The 16,366-nt window shown below is 40.4% G+C and carries 16 protein-coding genes; 3 read left to right on the top strand and 13 right to left on the bottom strand.

The features are described 5' to 3' along the window. The first annotated feature begins 212 nt into the window (after positions 1–212). Positions 213–1,451, top strand: coding sequence for a nucleotidyltransferase (locus V6C17_RS00465; protein ID WP_333520597.1), 1,239 nt, complete (start codon positions 213–215; stop codon positions 1,449–1,451). On the opposite strand, the gene V6C17_RS00470 is transcribed toward V6C17_RS00465, so the two are convergent. After that, a complete protein-coding gene (locus V6C17_RS00470) occupies positions 1,442–2,221 on the bottom strand; it encodes a patatin-like phospholipase family protein (protein WP_333520598.1) in 780 nt (259 codons plus the stop codon). The two genes, V6C17_RS00465 and V6C17_RS00470, sit on opposite strands and share 10 nt — an antisense overlap. A gap of 99 nt (positions 2,222–2,320) precedes the next feature. Between V6C17_RS00470 and ylbJ the strand changes: the two genes are divergently transcribed. Then, on the top strand, positions 2,321–3,577 hold the full coding sequence (ylbJ, locus tag V6C17_RS00475) for a sporulation integral membrane protein YlbJ (protein WP_333520599.1): 1,257 nt from the start codon (positions 2,321–2,323) through the stop codon (positions 3,575–3,577). Between the two features lie 15 nt (positions 3,578–3,592). Here ylbJ and V6C17_RS00480 read toward each other — a convergent pair whose 3' ends face one another. The 3 genes from V6C17_RS00480 to rsmD are packed head-to-tail and all read right to left on the bottom strand — an operon-like array spanning position 3,593 to position 5,145. Further along, complete coding sequence (locus V6C17_RS00480) at positions 3,593–4,048, bottom strand: ATPase (RefSeq protein ID WP_333520600.1); 456 nt, start codon at positions 4,046–4,048, stop codon at positions 3,593–3,595. A 33-nt stretch (positions 4,049–4,081) separates the two neighbouring features. Continuing rightward, the gene (gene coaD / locus V6C17_RS00485) at positions 4,082–4,564 is read right to left on the bottom strand and encodes a pantetheine-phosphate adenylyltransferase (RefSeq protein WP_333520601.1); all 483 of its coding nucleotides are present in this window, start codon (positions 4,562–4,564) and stop codon (positions 4,082–4,084) included. A gap of 20 nt (positions 4,565–4,584) precedes the next feature. Next, on the bottom strand, positions 4,585–5,145 hold the full coding sequence (gene rsmD / locus V6C17_RS00490; protein WP_333520602.1) for a 16S rRNA (guanine(966)-N(2))-methyltransferase RsmD: 561 nt from the start codon (positions 5,143–5,145) through the stop codon (positions 4,585–4,587). Positions 5,146–5,304: 159 nt separating this feature from the next. Between rsmD and V6C17_RS00495 the strand changes: the two genes are divergently transcribed. Then, positions 5,305–6,984, top strand: a complete 1,680-nt coding sequence (locus V6C17_RS00495) for a DUF4127 family protein (RefSeq protein ID WP_333520603.1) — start codon at positions 5,305–5,307, stop codon at positions 6,982–6,984. A 69-nt stretch (positions 6,985–7,053) separates the two neighbouring features. On the opposite strand, the gene fusA is transcribed toward V6C17_RS00495, so the two are convergent. The 9 genes from fusA to V6C17_RS00540 all read right to left on the bottom strand — a co-directional run bounded on the left by fusA (position 7,054) and on the right by V6C17_RS00540 (position 16,015). Beyond that, entirely contained in the window at positions 7,054–9,129 is a 2,076-nt protein-coding gene (gene fusA / locus V6C17_RS00500; RefSeq protein ID WP_333520604.1) for an elongation factor G, read from the bottom strand. A 358-nt stretch (positions 9,130–9,487) separates the two neighbouring features. Then, positions 9,488–9,985, bottom strand: coding sequence for a cob(I)yrinic acid a,c-diamide adenosyltransferase (locus V6C17_RS00505; RefSeq protein WP_333520605.1), 498 nt, complete (start codon positions 9,983–9,985; stop codon positions 9,488–9,490). 27 nt (positions 9,986–10,012) lie between these two features. Next, the gene (gene ndk, locus V6C17_RS00510) at positions 10,013–10,429 is read right to left on the bottom strand and encodes a nucleoside-diphosphate kinase (protein ID WP_333520606.1); all 417 of its coding nucleotides are present in this window, start codon (positions 10,427–10,429) and stop codon (positions 10,013–10,015) included. A gap of 4 nt (positions 10,430–10,433) precedes the next feature. Further along, positions 10,434–10,952, bottom strand: coding sequence for a gamma carbonic anhydrase family protein (locus V6C17_RS00515; protein WP_333520607.1), 519 nt, complete (start codon positions 10,950–10,952; stop codon positions 10,434–10,436). Continuing rightward, positions 10,949–12,022: a M42 family metallopeptidase gene (locus V6C17_RS00520; RefSeq protein ID WP_333520608.1), complete on the bottom strand. Its 1,074-nt coding sequence runs from the start codon at positions 12,020–12,022 to the stop codon at positions 10,949–10,951. The genes V6C17_RS00515 and V6C17_RS00520 overlap by 4 nt, the downstream gene beginning before the upstream one ends. An 83-nt stretch (positions 12,023–12,105) precedes the next feature. Next, positions 12,106–12,969 carry a zinc metalloprotease HtpX gene (locus V6C17_RS00525; protein WP_333520609.1) on the bottom strand — a complete coding sequence of 288 codons (864 nt, stop codon included), beginning with the start codon at positions 12,967–12,969 and terminating at the stop codon, positions 12,106–12,108. Positions 12,970–13,020: 51 nt separating this feature from the next. Beyond that, positions 13,021–13,461 carry a type II toxin-antitoxin system RatA family toxin gene (locus tag V6C17_RS00530; RefSeq protein ID WP_333520610.1) on the bottom strand — a complete coding sequence of 147 codons (441 nt, stop codon included), beginning with the start codon at positions 13,459–13,461 and terminating at the stop codon, positions 13,021–13,023. A 13-nt stretch (positions 13,462–13,474) separates the two neighbouring features. Beyond that, positions 13,475–14,728, bottom strand: coding sequence for an aminotransferase class III-fold pyridoxal phosphate-dependent enzyme (locus V6C17_RS00535; RefSeq protein WP_333520611.1), 1,254 nt, complete (start codon positions 14,726–14,728; stop codon positions 13,475–13,477). A 192-nt stretch (positions 14,729–14,920) separates the two neighbouring features. Beyond that, positions 14,921–16,015 (bottom strand): hydrogenase small subunit, encoded by a 1,095-nt coding sequence (locus V6C17_RS00540; protein ID WP_333520612.1) that lies wholly within the window; start codon positions 16,013–16,015, stop codon positions 14,921–14,923. Positions 16,016–16,366 lie beyond the last annotated feature (351 nt).

Below are 16,366 nucleotides of genomic sequence, written 5' to 3' on the forward strand. Positions count from 1 at the left end.
TTAGCAAAAAGACAAATCCAATATTAGCCTATTCGACACACTTATTATTTCCCCTGCAAAAAAGAAAAATATCAGACTACTTTTTACATATAGGCATATTATCTGCAGGATTATAAGATAAATTCCCGAAGCATAACAAATCATTTGCAACAGTTTTATCAAGTTAATCTAACTGTTTCTATACTAAATAACTTTAATAGAGGTGTTATTAAATGCGCGCTGTTGGTATTATTGCTGAATATAACCCTTTCCACAACGGCCATCAACTACAGATCAATGAAGCAAAAAAATCATCAGACTGCAGCCATGCCATATGCGTAATGAGCGGAAATTTTATGCAGCGTGGTGAACCAGCAATCTTCGACAAGTGGAAACGAGCTGAGATGGCAGTCACAGGCGGAGCTGATCTAGTACTAGAGCTGCCTGTTGTCTTCGCTGTGCGAAGCGCGCAATATTTTGCCCAAGGAGGAGTTCGGCTACTAAATGCGTTAGGAGTTGTCGGTCACCTAAGCTTCGGGGCAGAACATCCTGACTTGGAAATACTGCAGAAAATTGCCGAAGCAACGGAAAATAAAGAAGTTATTGAAGCACTGCAGTTAAACTTACAGAACGGTCAGACTTACGCTGCAGCTTTAAGCAATGCCATACTTTCCATACAAACTGTCCCCAAGGAAATACTTACTTCACCCAATAATATTCTTGCAATAGAATATCTGCGTTCCATCCGAAAATTTGCACCGACAATTATACCTATAGCCATTAAGCGCCAGCACGCGAACTATCATGATATAAACATCACTGGTTCAATAGCTAGCGCTACCGCGATAAGACGGTCCCTTGTCGAACGGCAGAACGATGACATTAGTCGAACTGTTCCTCCTGAAGTATATAGTATTATTCAGGAAATAACAAAAAACCAGCGCGGACCATCCGAGGCTGGCAAGCTGGATAATATTATACTTGCTAAACTAAGGACAACTAAAGCGTCCGAACTCGAAAAAATTCCCGACGTATCGGAAGGACTGCATAATAAGATGATGAGTTCAGCCTTAGAAGCCGGAAACACGACTGAGTTGTTAGCGTTGATTAAAAGCAGACGCTACACTGGTACAAGGCTTCGGCGCATACTAATTCACTTATTATTAGGTACCTCTCAAGCCGAAATAGTGCATTTTGATAAACAGGGACCTCTCTACGCCCGGGTGTTAGCCTTTAACAAAAAAGGCCGCGAACTCCTCGGTGAAATTAACAAAACATCATCGATACCACTTGTAACTAAAACCACTCATTACTTAAACAGCAGAAGCCGCAACAATCATGACCTTGATACTCTACAAAAAATGCTCTCTTATGACACATTGGCTACAGATATCTACACACTAAGCTTACCAGCAGCTCCCTGGACCTATGGAGGTCTGGATTTTCGCCATTCTCCTATTTATCACCCCTGACAGCCGTCCTCTAAAATTTTCTTAATATCTGGAAGAGCAGCTTCGGCGGCCTGTTCGCCTAATAGTACGCATTCATCGATAGCCTCGAACGAACTTGGAGAAATATGGGCAATTTCAGGTCTAATAAGCACACTGCAGTGTTGCTGCCGATATTTAAACAACTCCCTTTCCATAATATCGATTGACTGAATAATAACATCAAACATATTGTTCAGACTGCATACAGTACCGGCATGCGCTAAATCAACGGCAATTACAACATCTGCACCCATATTTCGAGCTATATCAATCGGCGTTGGATTAACTACTGCACCATCTACAAATAGCTTGTCATTCCATCTATACGGAACGAAGACCCCCGGAACCGACACGCTAGCTCTAACAGCTTTAGCTATATCACCTTCTGTAAAAACGACTTCCTGCCCACTATTTATTTCAGTAGCTACAACCGCGAGCGGAATATTAAGATCTGCGAAGGTTTTCTGCTGTGTTAATAGTCGGGTGGTTTCTAAGACTTTATCACCCGAAAAAATCCCCATTTTCGGAACAACAAAATCAAGCCAATGCCTTCTTTTCAAATGCTTTGCCAGCTTTAAAATAGTTTCAGGAGTATGCCCACAGCAGTATAAAGCCCCTATCAAAGCGCCGATACTGCAGCCAGAAACATAATCTATCTTAATTTTTTCTCTTTCTAATACTTTTAAAACACCCACATGAGCTAAACCTCTTAAACCACCTGACCCGAGAACCAAGCCAACTTTGGATCTCATACAGCACCTCACTTCAATTGTTGTATTTTGGTTATATTACCTTCCTCTATTCAATATATATATTATCAGACTGCCTGGGATGGAGGAGGGGTTTTTATTATGAGGATTTGGGGCAGAGGCAAACGTTATCAGTCCCGCCTACAGACATATCTTATGGCTTTTTGTACAGTATTTATAACAATAGCCATGGTAGAATTTCCAAAAGAAGCGTTTGACTCGGCCATAGTTGGATTAAATCTATGGTGGAATGTTGTTTTTCCATCATTACTGCCTTTTTTCATTGTATCCGAAATCCTTATGGGAGTAGGGGTTGTTCACTTCATTGGTGTATTACTAGAACCACTGATGCGCCCGGTATTTAATGTACCAGGTGTCGGCGCCTTTGCAATGTCCATGGGCTTAGCGTCAGGATATCCTATGGATGCAGTTATCACCTGTAAATTCCGTAAGAATCAGCTGTGCAGCGCAGTAGAAGCTGAACGCCTTTTATCTTTTACTAATACCGCCGACCCTCTATTTATGTTTGGTGCTGTTGCGGTAGGTATGTTCGGAATGCCGGAAATTGGGGCAACAATAGCTATCGCCCACTATGTCGCAAGCTTTATAGTTGGTGTTCTGTTTCGTTTTCACGGCCGTCACCGTGACACAAAACCTAGCGAACAGACTTCACAATCAGGCGGCAATATTGTAGTTCGTGCGTTCCGAGCAATGTTTGACGCCAGACAAGAAGACAGACGTTCCTTCGGCCAACTGCTCGGAGATTCAGTAAAAAATTCGATGAATACAATCCTACTAATCGGCGGATTCATTATTCTTTTCTCTGTATTTCTCAGGATTTTATCAGTAGTCGGCATCACCGGCTATCTTGATACATTATTTGCTGTACTTTTAAGCTCGTTCGGTATTAGCACAAGTCTTGCACCAGCACTTGTAAGCGGCTTATTTGAAATAGATTTAGGAGCACTAGCAGCCAGCCAAGCAAACGCACCACTTACAGAGAAAGTTATGATTGCGAGCGCAATAATTGCTTGGAGCGGTTTATCTGTTCATGGCCAGGTTGCTAGTATCGTAATCGAATCTGGTATTAGGATGACTCCTTATATGGTTGCCCGCGTATTGCACGCCATCTTTGCTGCTATCCTAACTGCTGTTCTTATGGGCCCGTGCCAGGGAATAACCAAGTTATTCATCACACCCGTAATGTTCAATGTAGGCAGCGCAAATACATTTGCTTTCTGGGGAGCACGGATAGAACAGGTCGGTTATCAGCTCCTGCTATTGCTTAGCCTATTAATCTCAATTTCGATAACTATACATATCGTCCGAAGCCTATTTACATATGTAGTAAAAAGATAAGGGAGCACTGCTCCCTTATTGATTTTGTTTATTTTGCTGTAAGTTATTATGCCCCTGCTGAACTACTTCCAGGGCTTTTTTAAGATTGTTTTCAAGATGCGTAAACACGTCATCAGCATATGTAATAGCATCATTCTGTAAATCACGAGCGGCTTTTCTCGCTTGCAGAACTATTTCATTTGCTTGCTCCTGAGCCTGCTTGGAAATTATATTTTCATCCGTTAGTTTTGTCCCATATACCTTAGCTTGGTCAACTATATTCTGAGCTTCTTTCTGGGCCTCCTCCAAAATACGCTGACGTTCGCTGACAATTTTCGCGGCATCCTTTATTTCTTGTGGCATCACTTCGCGCAGTTCATCTAAAAGACGAATTAAATCATCTTCCTCAATTACTAGCTTGTTAGTAAATGGTACACGGGTTGAATCAACTAACATATTTTCAATTTCATCAAGTATCTCATCTATAGTCATTATTACCTCTCCCATTATAATTAAAACATAAAATTAGTAATCTAACATTCTCTGACCTATCCTTTGTTCTACACATTCTGGGACAAGTCCTTTAATCGGTCCGCCAAATTTTGCTAATTCTTTAATTCCGCTTGAACTTAAGAATGAATACTCACTACTTGTCATCATAAAAACTGTTTCAATAACTGGATCTACTTTTTTTATAAGAAGCGCTCGTTGAAACTCATATTCAAAATCACTCAAAGCCCGTAAACCTCTGACAATAATATTCGTATTTTTTTGACGAACATAGTCATTTAAAAGTCCTGAAAAAGAATCAATTTGTATGTTTGGTATATGCTTAGTAGAGATAGATAAAAGCTCGACTCTTTCTTCCATGCTGAATAAGGGCTTCTTATTCGGATTATGGAAAACTGCAACAATAACTAAATCATACATATTACTAGCCCGTTCGAATATATCGATATGACCATTTGTTACAGGATCAAAACTACCAGGACAGACCGCGATGCGCATTGCAACATCCTCCGCTTCTATTAATGCTTCGATTGATAAATAAAAAAACTAACAATTGTCTCACCATATTTCTCACTGCGTCTTAGTTCTAAGCTTTTCCATTCGCCTTCAACTGATTCATGACGAGAATGCTCTAAAACTAAAATTCCCTGCTCAGCAAAAATGCCATTTTGATCAAGTTTTTCTAACACAGACCTTACATATCCTTTATTATACGGAGGATCGCAGAAAACTAAATCAAACATCCTATCCGTATTACTAAGTCTATCTAATACCCTTAATACATCACCTTTATGAATTTCGGCGTAATCTACGAGCTTTGTATGAGCGGCGTTATCTTTAATAACACCTATACTAACAGCGCTTTGATCGATAAACACTGCTTGTGTCGCACCGCGACTAAGAGCCTCAAGACCTAAGTTACCTGTGCCCGCAAACAAATCTAGAACTTTCGCGCCATTAACAACATCGCCAAGTATATTAAATATAGACTCTTTAACTCTATCTGTTGTAGGTCTTGTATCCAAACCTCGAGGTGCTTTCAGCTTTGCACCTTTAGCCTTGCCAGTTATAATTCTCATAAAATACCTCTAATTTAATATTATATATTGTAGCATATTTTTTTACCGCAACATAGATTTATACCTTAGCTTATCATTACTGACAATTCTGATTTACCTTATTACAGGAATTTTTTATAACTAAGCGAATACAATTGAGCAAAGGAAAAGAGGTGACCCATGCAAAAACGCTACGTAGCAGTCGTTATTATACTACTTATATCAATTATTTCAATCTTCAACGCCCAAAAACCTTATTTTCCCCTAAAACCTATTAACATTATTGATAACCAAAATTACAAATTAAATGTCGTTTTAGTACCTCTCGACAGCAGGCCTGCCTGTACACAGTTTGTCGTAGACTTAGCTAAAATTGCAAATATAAAAATTATAACACCACCGGAAAGTATTCTTGATAATTATAAAACTCCAGCTGACAAACAGGCTTTAAGAAGCTGGCTGCTCCGAGAGGCTAAAACAGCCGATGCTGCAATTGTATCTATTGATATGCTCATTCACGGCGGGCTGTTGTCTTCCCGTTTATCAACAGGCACTTCTCAAGACGCCAATGAAGTTATTGCTTTATTGACTAAAATACATCAAGATAGACCCTATCTGCCAATTCACGCCTTTAGCATAATTCCTCGCCTTTTAATTGCTGACAGCAGTCAAACAGTCCAACATCAGAAAAATATGCTAAAATATTCTACACTTAAAGATCAAATTTATACATTCGAAAACCCTGTCGATATTGAGGCACTAGAGAAACTAGAACAGCAAATACCTCCAGAAATTATTGCACGTTATAATTCACTTTATAAAAAGAATATTGATCTTAACTTAGCCCTAGTTGACCTTGCCGAAAAAAACATACTAACCAGTTTGGTACTAGGACAAGATGACGGCCAGCCTTTCGGCATGCCAAACATCGCAAAACATAAGCTAAAACATCACTTAACCCAAAATAAAAATCTATTTGACAAGGTTTTTATTACAAGAGGTACCGATGAGGTTGCTTTAACTATAGTCGGGAAGATTGCATCTCACCTAAATTCCTTTAACCCCAAGGTGTATGTAGCCTACTCTGATGCAGAAGCACCACAAATAGTCATGCCGTACATGCCACATTCGGTAGCCAGTACTGCTCGCGAGAAAATCAAATTAGTCGGCGGTATTCAGGTAGAGCATCCAGATCTGGCAGACTTCATTCTATTTATCCATATCGGAACAAAAAGCAATATAAATATATTACCATCAACCGCACAAACGGTACAAAACTATATTAATCAGGGCTATAAAGTTGCATTAGTCGACCTTAGCGAAAACTTCTTAGCAGAAGAAACAGTGTTTTCTTATCTGCTACAACAAGATACAAAGTTAAATAGACTCATTGCTTACGCCGGCTGGAACACGACAAGCAACTCGATAGGTACAGCTGTAACTCAGGCCACAGTGTTCACTGCCACTCTTCCTAACACAATCAATGATGATAGGGAGTTATTGAAACTCTATAAAGATAATCTAACCTTCTTAACAGCCAGGTTTCTCGATGATTGGTACTACCTAAAAGAGGTTCAGCCCTTTATAAATAATCGATTGAAAGCAAGTATAATTGATCCTTATAATTTGGGTTCACACTACGCACAGACAAATACTATAATCAACCAATTTATGCAAAACAACTGTCGCCAGCTGTTTAACACCAAAGCTTTTAGGCACCCCATAGAAATTAAAACTGCCCAAGGCAAGCTGGAAGCAGCTGTAACTTCGATTAAACTTCAAACTCATTTACCCTGGGAGAGAACATTTGAAATCTATCTAAAGCCCGAAATAACACTATCAGAAATCAATTCAAAATAGCTCCATAAGGGCTAAAAAGCTATCGCAAGCTGACTGTCAGCTCGCGATAGCTTTAATTTTTGGTCTTAACTAAATTTCTGTACCAGCTTTCTTATTACTTGCAATTATAGTTTCTGCCAAGCGCTGTGGTACTTCTTCATAATGGGAGAACATCATATCAAAAGTTCCGCGTCCTTGTGTTATTGATCTAAGGTCAATAGCATACTTAAATAACTCGGACATTGGAACTTGAGCTTTAACAACACCTAATCCTTGGCCAATTGGTTCCATGCCTTGAATTCTGCCTCGTTTGCCGTTCAAATCGCCAATGACATCGCCCATAAAGTATTCAGGAACTTTTACTTCAACATTACACACAGGCTCTAAAAGGACAGGTTTAGCCTGCATAGCGCCCTTGCGCAAGGCTGATGAGCTAGCAATTTTAAAAGCCATTTCAGAAGAATCGACAGTATGATACGACCCGTCATATAGTGTCACCTTAACGTCCACCATCGGGAATCCAGCTAATATACCGCCAGTCATTGCTTCACGCACACCTTTTTCAACTGCCGGAACATACTGGCGCGGTACCGATCCGCCAAATAAGGAATCAACAAACTCGAAATTTCCGCCTGGCGCTAATGGATCAAGCTGCAGCCAAACATGTCCATATTGTCCGTGGCCGCCACTCTGTTTCTTATGCTTACCCTCTATTTTTACCGAACTTCTTATTGTCTCACGATAGGGAACTTTAGGTGGCTTTAATAATATCTCGACACCGAATTTTCTTTTTATTCTTTCAGCCATTATGTCTAAATGCAGCTCTCCTACACCATTCACTAAGAGCTGACCTGTTTCGCTATCTTTCTTAACCTTTATTGTTGGGTCCTCATCAATTATCCGGCTAAGCGCATTGCCGATTTTATCTTCATCGCCTTTGTTTTTCGTTTCAAGGCACATTGTAAACATAGGTTTAGGATAAGATATTGGCTCAAATAAAATGGGTTTATCTTTTTCACACAGAGTATCACCGGTACCTGTTTCTTGCAGCTTAGCAACAACGGCAATATCGCCGGCATGAACACTAGTTAATGTCTCCTGATGTTTGCCTCTTAAGGTGAATACATTACCGATTCTTTCACTCTTTCCTTTCGACATGTTAAATAATGTGCTGTCCGGTTTTAACGCTCCCGAATACACTCTTATGTAACTAAGCCGGCCGACAAACGGGTCAGCAGTTGTTTTAAATACCATTGCCGAAAATGGATCTGTGCTTCTTCTTTCGAGCATTTCTTGCGTAGTTGGGTGTTTGCCAGCTACTACCCTTTTATCTGGTGACGGTAAATATTCCAGTACTGAGTCCATCAGCTGCGGAATACCAATATTACGGAAGGCTGAACCGCACATAACCGGATAGATTTTGGCCTCACTTACACCCTTTACTAAACCAAATTTAATCTCATCATTTGTCAATTCTTCACCGTCTAGGTATTTTGTTAATAGGTCATCATCCATTTCTGCTACAGCCTCAATCAATTGCTGCCTTGCAGTTAAGACTGAATCAGCTAGTTCATCTGGGATGACTGTTTCTTTATATTTATTTGAACCAATAGAAGTTACAGCCGTCATATTAACTAAGTCAACTACGCCCTTAAAGCTTTCTTCTGCCCCGATTGGAATTTGGACAGGGATAATTCTGTCTCCGAAACTATTTTTCATTTTATCAAGCACAGCATAGAAATCCGCGTTTTCCCGATCCATCTTATTAATAAACACCATTCTTGGTAAAGCTAGTTCTTCAGCATAGTTCCATACTTTTTCCGTCTCTACCTCGACCCCTGCTGCTGCGCATAATAGAACTATTGCACTGTCCACTGCTCTAAGCGACCCTTTAACTTCTGCCACGAAATCTGAATATCCCGGCGTATCCACAAAATTAATTTTATGTTCACGCCATTCACAAGGTGCTAGTGCTGTACTGATTGTTACTTTTCTTCTTACTTCTTCAGGTTCAAAATCTGTTGTTGTAGTGCCATCATCAACCTTGCCTAAACGGCTGATAATTCCCGAGTTAAACAGAAGTGATTCGGTCAGTGACGTCTTCCCAGCTCCTCCATGTGATATAAGCCCGACATTTCTTAAGTTGCTGCTTCTGTACTCTTTCAAACAATATCCCTCCTAAGCTGTTTCTATAATCTTACAGCAATAATAATTGTTTGTATTTTCTGTATTCTCTGTTAACTTTATACTTCCTTCTTTACCAATTTATTCCTGAATAAAAAAAATAATAACCGTTTATGTACGGTTATTATTTTTTGTCTTTTTAGCTATTTTTGCAAAAAACTTGCATAATTTTACGCAGTGGTTTCGGCACCGAAACGACATAAATTTTAAGTGTTTTCACCGCGCTCGCCCCCTTATTATATGTATACAATTCTCGTTATAATGTATGTCAAACTAAGCGGATTTGTGACAATTAAAAAACTCCTTAAAATACTTTTGCATTTTAAGGAGTTTTTTGTAGTCAATGTTCTTCAAATCTCATTAGTACAAAACATAAGTCAGACATGCGATTTAGTACAATGATTAAAACTTCATCCACCGATTCAGTCTCAGATAGCCGCCACACTTGGCGTTCAGCTCTCCTAGCAGTAGTTCGAGCAGCATCTAATGCCGCTCCCCCCTTAGTACCTCCAGGTATCAAAAAACTGGAAAGCGGTGGTAGCTGCTGATCAAATTTATCAATAGTCTGTTCTAATTCTTGAATATGCTGCGCTGAAGTATATTTATGCTCACTGTTTACGCTAGCTAGATCAGCCATTATCATCATTAGAAGTTTTTGCATCTTTAATACTTCTTCACGAACCTGAGGCTTTTCACACCAAGCACGAGCAATACCTAATGCCGAATTAATTTCGTCTACATTACCGTAGGCTTCTACTCGCACACTGCTTTTATCGACACGCTCACCAGTTAGTAAGCCAGTAGTGCCCTTATCGCCAGTTTTAGTGTATACGCTCATTCTGCACCTCTCTTAACCTAATTCAGATCAAATGAAAACCTCATTTTGCTCAAAGAAAATCTTTATTTCACGCTCTGCGCTCTCTATACCGTCAGAACCATGAACTATATTCCTTTCCATTGTAGTAGCATAATCACCACGGATAGTCCCTGGTGGTGCATTCACCGGATTAGTTGGTCCCATCATTGTACGAACAATTTTCACAGCCTCATTACCTCTTATCACCATTGCCACAATCGGACCAGAAGTAATATAGTAAAGCAACCTCTCAAAAAAAGGTTTGCCAACATGCTCTTGGTAATGCCTCTCAGCCTGTTCGCTAGAAAGGATCAGCAGTTTAAGCCCAACTACTCTTAACCCACGCTTTTCAAAACGTGTGATAATTTCACCGCATAAGCCTCGCTCAACTCCGTCTGGCTTAACTAATACAAGTGTGTTCTCCATATACTTATTCCTTCGCAAGATAGTCTTGCGCCAATTTGTAATAATTCATGGCCGAAGCTCTAATATTTTGAATATCTTCATCGGTTAGCGTGCGTACCACCTTGGCTGGCGATCCCATTACCAAAGAGTTCGGTGGAATTTTCTTACGTTCTGGTATCAGTGAACCAGCAGCAACTATACAATTATCGCCTATCTCAGAATAACTAAGAATTATAGCGCCCATTCCAATTAGACAATTATTGCCTATCGTTGTTCCATGTATAACTGCACCATGACCTACAGTTACATAATCTCCAATAATTGTAGGGTAGTCATGCATAACATGCACTGTTGAATTATCCTGTATATTGGTATACTTACCAATTTTTATAGGATGCATATCGCCTCTTAAAACAGTGTTATACCAAATATTTGCGCCGGTATCTATTGTTACGTCACCAATGGCAAAAACACCAGGAGCTACATATACCTCATCTTTTATTTGGGGCTTAACACCACGGTAAGGAAGAATATTTTGGTTCATCTCAACAACTCCTCATACTTTTGGAAATCTAGTTTTTTCATAATAGTCACGAGCAGCCTTACCGCAGCATCGTAATCATCTCGGTGAATAATGCTGTTGTGACTATGGATATAGCGTGTCGGTATACTTAATACAAGACTTGGAACACCCTTGGCATGAACATGAATACGTCCAGCATCCGTACCGCCACCCTCTGTAAACGCTAACTGATAAGGAATATTATTTTCTTCAGCCAAATTTATAACAAAATCACGCAGCTTGGTATGAGGAATCATACTAGCATCGTAAAAAGTAATAGCAATACCCTTACCCAGCTTAGCCGGTGCCTGATCTTCACTAACTCCTGGTGTATCACCAGCCACACAGGTATCAACTGCAAACGCAAGGTCTGGGTCAACAGCACCAGCGCTAGTTGTTGCACCGCGTAAGCCAACTTCTTCCTGGACTGTTCCTACGCCATATACCGTATTCGGATGCAGCTCACTATTCATAGCCTCAAGTACATCAGCCATTATCGCACAGCCTACACGATTGTCCCACGCTTTTGCCATAAGAAGTTTTTCATTTGCCATCACTGTAAATTCACTGTAAGGAACTACAGCATCGCCAGGACGTACACCAAAGGTCTTTTTAGCCTCGTTTTCATCAGTTGCACCAATATCTATGTACATGTCCTTTTTCTGGACTACTTTTTTTCGTTCGTCAGGCGTCAAAATATGCGGTGGTTTGCTGCCAACAACACCAGGAATAGCACCTTTGCTAGTCATAACTGTTACTCTTTGGCCTAGCATAACCTGTTCCCACCAACCGCCGATAGTAAGAAACTTTAAATAGCCATCTTTAGTGACATTCTTAACCATAAAACCGATTTCATCCATGTGGCTTGCCAGCATAATCTTAGGCCCAGATTTTGCGCCGTTTTTCTTAAATATCACACTGCCAATTTTATCGGTAGACAACTCCGCCTTACCGTCAAGTTTTTTTACTAACAGTTCTTTGATCTTATCCTCAAAGCCAGATATTCCAGGCGCTTCAGTTATTTCCTTAAGCCATTGTAATGTTTTATCCATAATTACCCCTCCTTGTTTAAACATAGTCTATGGGTATTTATAAATTAGTATTCCGCACGCCAGAAATAACCAGCGTAGGTCTGCTATTTTTTTGCCAATTGTTTTAAAACCTCAACACGTCTCCTAGTCTCGGGATGTGTGCTAAACAAATTCATAACCCAGTTGCCTTTGCCGCTGAATGGATTAACAATAAACATATGTGATGTGGCAGGCGTCGCCTCTGGCATCACTCTATCCATCGCATGTCTTTCAATTTTCTCAAGCGCACTAGCTAAAGCCGATGGATTACCCGATATTTGACTTCCTGTTTCGTCAGCTTTAAATTCACGTGCACGCGAAATACCAAACTGAATTAAAGTTGCCGCCAGCGGAGCTAGCAACACCATAACAATTACTTCAGCTGTGCTGGCAAATCTATTGTCCTCATTTTGATTAATCTTACCAAAACCTAAAAGGACAACCCACTGTATAATGTTGGCAACCATCGTAATAACCCCAGCAACAGTAGCTACAATAGTGCTAATTAATGTATCACGATTTTTGATATGAGCTAATTCATGTGCTAGAACAGCCTCTAACTCTTGCGAGTCCAAAACATTTATAATTCCCTTAGTAAGAACAACAGCAGCATTTTCAGGATTTCTACCTGTTGCAAAGGCATTAGGAGCATCTGCATCTGTTAAATAAACTTTCGGTATCGCAATCTTTGCCTTTTGGGCAAGTGCCGACACCAAGCGAATTAGCTCAGGAGAGTCTTGAGAAGTGACTAACTTTGCCCCATACATGCTAAGAACTATTTTATCACTGTACCAGTAGCTGACAAAATTAGTAACAATCGATACCACTAGCATTATTGTCATACCTGTTGTCCCGCCGAGCAAACCACCCAGCGCCAGCAGCAGTCCTGTTAATCCGGTAAGTAATAGCATTGTCCTCATACTGTTCATAATCGACCCCCATAAAATACTTTGAAGGCATATATAAGGTAACTTAGTTTTCTATTTATTATTTTCCATCTTATCTTTTATTGCGTTAAGCATATTAAGACTGTTTTCCCGAACTTTTTTCTTTAAAATTGGGTTCAAAAGTCCGGCAATCATCGGAATACCAAATTCAAAATCGACAGTTAGTTTTACCTCTGTGCCCCCGGAAATTGGCGTTAATATCCACTCTCCTTCAAACCGTTTGAGATCCCCCTCAAGCTGACGATACGCTATATGTAAATTCTCATCATCAAAAGTGTCTAACTCTGTCCACTTGATTGTTCGTCCATCTACATTTGATACCCACTTGGTAATGGTAGTATTTTCTTTTCTTTCTAATACTTCTACACTAATCAAATCTGCCATGAAATCTGGATACTTTTCCATATCTTTCAAGATAGGGTATATATCTTGACGATCACACATTACCGGTACACTTACTTCGACGAAAGGCATATTAAGTTCCTCCTCAAAAATCATCTATCATATCATTTGCTTTTTCAATAGCATCTCTGAACGCGCCTACAACTTTGTTCACACGGTCACGCGAAATATTTAGAGGTGGTTCAATGCGGATAACGTTCGGATTATTCAACGTATAAGCTACCAACACACCTTGCGCGATTAACTCTGACATAAGGAAACCGCCAATTCCTTCTTTGGTAAGCTCAACACCAATCATTAGCCCCTTACCGCGCATTTCCTTAACAACTGCTGGGAACTGCTTTTGGATTTTATTCAGCTCATCAATAAAATAACGTCCAGTCTGGTCAGCTTTCTCTGCTAATTTTTCCTCTATTATGGCCTCTATTGCCGCAATAGCCGCAGTACACGCCAGCGGATTACCGCCAAAGGTTGATGTGTGTAGAAACGGACTTTCAATATATTTATCCCATAAATGAGGTCTGGCTGTGAATGCCCCGATTGGCATAACGCCGCCCCCAAGTGATTTAGCAGTCGTAATGATATCAGGAACAACACCATAATGATCAACTGCAAACATCTTGCCTGTGCGCCCCAAGCCTGTCTGCACCTCATCACAAATTAAGACCACACCAAGCTTATCACACAGCGCCCTAACTTTAGCAAAATAATCTTGGGGCGGCACAATGATTCCACCTTCGCCCTGGATAGGCTCAAGAATTACAGCTGCTGTATTTTCATCGACAACTTTCTCTAATTCCGAAAAGTCACCAAAAGACACATGACTAAAACCACTAAGCAACGGCCTGAACGGGCGACTGAAAACATCACGCCCAGTTGCGCTAAGAGCCCCCATCGTTTTACCATGAAAGGCATTAGCAGTGGCAATAACCTTTTCCCGCCCAGTATAAACACGAGCTAATTTTATTGCTCCTTCAACAGCTTCAGCTCCGCTGTTTCCAATAAAGCTGTATTGCAAATCGCCCGGAGTTATTTTAGCAAGTATTTCAGACAAATCTGCCATTGGCTTATTAAAAAGCACCTTACTTGAAAGAGGCATATAATCAAGCTGTTTTTTTACTGCTTCAATAACCTTCGGATGACGGTGGCCTAAGCTAAATACACCATAACCGCCTAAACAATCAATATACTCTTTGCCATCAATATCACGAATGATATCCCCTTCAGCTTGCCATTCTATTGTAGCAAGCCCCATAAACCGAAATAATCTGGCAATAGCCGGATTAATATACTTTTCATACTTCTCTATCGTTTCGCTGATAATTAACTCTTTGTCCACGAGATAACCTCCCTGTTTTTAGGCAGTCTGGTATTGTTTCTATTTTTAGCTAAAAAATTCCTTTTTTATTCAAATGGGGTCTTGTGTTTTTTTAAAGAACATATGCTGTTGAAAAATATCTATTAACCTAACGGCAAAAAAAGCACCATCTTCCGGTGCTTTCAAAGAAGCCATTGCAGATCTGAATAGAACCTATTTATTATCTTCTTCGTTCTCATCTTTTCGCTGCTTACTCTTTATTTTATGATTTACGTAAGACGCTACCCCGTGAGCTATCACACCTGCTGTTGTTACACCTGCCGCAATCATTCCGAATTTATCGGCATTAGTTATTGTATTAGGCGCGGGAATATTCGGCAGCCTCTGATGAAAAGGATCATTATCCCAAAAATCATTTGCGGCACAGGCGATGCACGGTGCACCAGATTGAATCGGATAAGACATGCCGTTCCACCATCTTAAGTTGCCGCATGAGTTATAAGCCTCCGGCCCTCTGCACCCTACTTTATATAAGCACCAGCCGGCTTTGCTGGCAATATCGTCAAAAGTTTCAACAAACATTCCTGAATCGAAGAAAGCGCGTCGATAACAAGTATCGTGAATCCTATTGCCGAAAAACTGTTTAGGCCGTCCTTTACTGTCTAGCGGCGGGATGGTGCCGAACAAGCTGTAATGCATAACAACACCAGTTATAACCTCCGGAATAGGCGGGCATCCAGGAATTTTTATAATAGGCTTACCGCTTATTACCTCGCTGATAGCAACAGAATTAGTCGGATTAGGTTTAGCGGCCTGTATTCCGCCCCACGTTGCGCACGACCCGACTTCAATCACAGCCGCTGCGCCTTGAGCAGCCTCTTTAAGCTTATCAACAAAAGGCTTACCGCCTATCATGCAGGTAATTGCACCCTCGCCAATTGGTACAGCACCTTCTACTAACAATAGGTACTTACCGGCATACTTTTGCATAATTTCCTTCGAATGATGTTCTAAAGTTTCCCCAGCCGCAGCCCCAAGCACCTCCATCTCTTCAAGTGATATCATATTTAAAATTGTATCTGACGCCAGAGGAGTCTGGGATCTGATAAACGCTTCATCACAACCAGTACACTCATGCCCATGTATCCAAAGCACAGGTATCAGCGGCTTTTTTTCGGCCGCATTAACAACCTCCGTAAGCATGTGCGGTGCTAAACCAAGAATGCTTGTTACCATTACGCAATTTTTAATAAAATCCCGTCTACTGAGATTTCTGCTCTGAAATATATCCCATAACGATTTATTCATAGCTTCCCTACTCTCTTAGCAAATCAAAATAAAGCTAACAAGCTCGGTCTAATTATTATTACGTAAATAGGCTTAGCACAAAAAAGTGCAAATATACATCCCGAACTAAATCGCATATTTTAGAAAGCTTTATCAGTAGCAACTTCTATTTACTATCTCTATTATTTTTAATAAACAAAATTTCTGACTTAGCAAAAAGCAACTCGTTTACGCTGATTTCATAAAATAGTCAGTACCCACCCGTAAAACGGGTGGCTTGATTACGCCCTATAAGGGCATGACACTAGCTGAGTCTCAAGACTCTCTGAAAAAGTCTACCAACCGCATAACCTTTTCAGTCAGCCCCTAAAG

It is taken from the genome of Dendrosporobacter sp. 1207_IL3150, assembly GCF_036763085.1.
In the GTDB taxonomy this organism is placed as follows: Bacteria; Bacillota; Negativicutes; order DSM-1736; family Dendrosporobacteraceae; genus JBAIYU01.

Excerpts from the sequence above, each read along its gene's own strand:
- V6C17_RS00465 (WP_333520597.1), top strand. The coding sequence starts at position 213 with ATGCGCGCTGTTGGTATTATTGCTGAATATAACCCTTTCCACAACGGC.
- V6C17_RS00470 (WP_333520598.1), bottom strand. The coding sequence starts at position 2,221 with ATGAGATCCAAAGTTGGCTTGGTTCTCGGGTCAGGTGGTTTAAGAGGT.
- ylbJ (WP_333520599.1), top strand. The coding sequence starts at position 2,321 with ATGAGGATTTGGGGCAGAGGCAAACGTTATCAGTCCCGCCTACAGACA.
- V6C17_RS00480 (WP_333520600.1), bottom strand. The coding sequence starts at position 4,048 with ATGACTATAGATGAGATACTTGATGAAATTGAAAATATGTTAGTTGAT.
- coaD (WP_333520601.1), bottom strand. The coding sequence starts at position 4,564 with ATGCGCATCGCGGTCTGTCCTGGTAGTTTTGATCCTGTAACAAATGGT.
- rsmD (WP_333520602.1), bottom strand. The coding sequence starts at position 5,145 with ATGAGAATTATAACTGGCAAGGCTAAAGGTGCAAAGCTGAAAGCACCT.
- V6C17_RS00495 (WP_333520603.1), top strand. The coding sequence starts at position 5,305 with ATGCAAAAACGCTACGTAGCAGTCGTTATTATACTACTTATATCAATT.
- V6C17_RS00505 (WP_333520605.1), bottom strand. The coding sequence starts at position 9,985 with ATGAGCGTATACACTAAAACTGGCGATAAGGGCACTACTGGCTTACTA.
- ndk (WP_333520606.1), bottom strand. The coding sequence starts at position 10,429 with ATGGAGAACACACTTGTATTAGTTAAGCCAGACGGAGTTGAGCGAGGC.
- V6C17_RS00515 (WP_333520607.1), bottom strand. The coding sequence starts at position 10,952 with ATGAACCAAAATATTCTTCCTTACCGTGGTGTTAAGCCCCAAATAAAA.
- V6C17_RS00520 (WP_333520608.1), bottom strand. The coding sequence starts at position 12,022 with ATGGATAAAACATTACAATGGCTTAAGGAAATAACTGAAGCGCCTGGA.
- V6C17_RS00525 (WP_333520609.1), bottom strand. The coding sequence starts at position 12,969 with ATGAACAGTATGAGGACAATGCTATTACTTACCGGATTAACAGGACTG.
- V6C17_RS00530 (WP_333520610.1), bottom strand. The coding sequence starts at position 13,461 with ATGCCTTTCGTCGAAGTAAGTGTACCGGTAATGTGTGATCGTCAAGAT.
- V6C17_RS00540 (WP_333520612.1), bottom strand. The coding sequence starts at position 16,015 with ATGAATAAATCGTTATGGGATATATTTCAGAGCAGAAATCTCAGTAGA.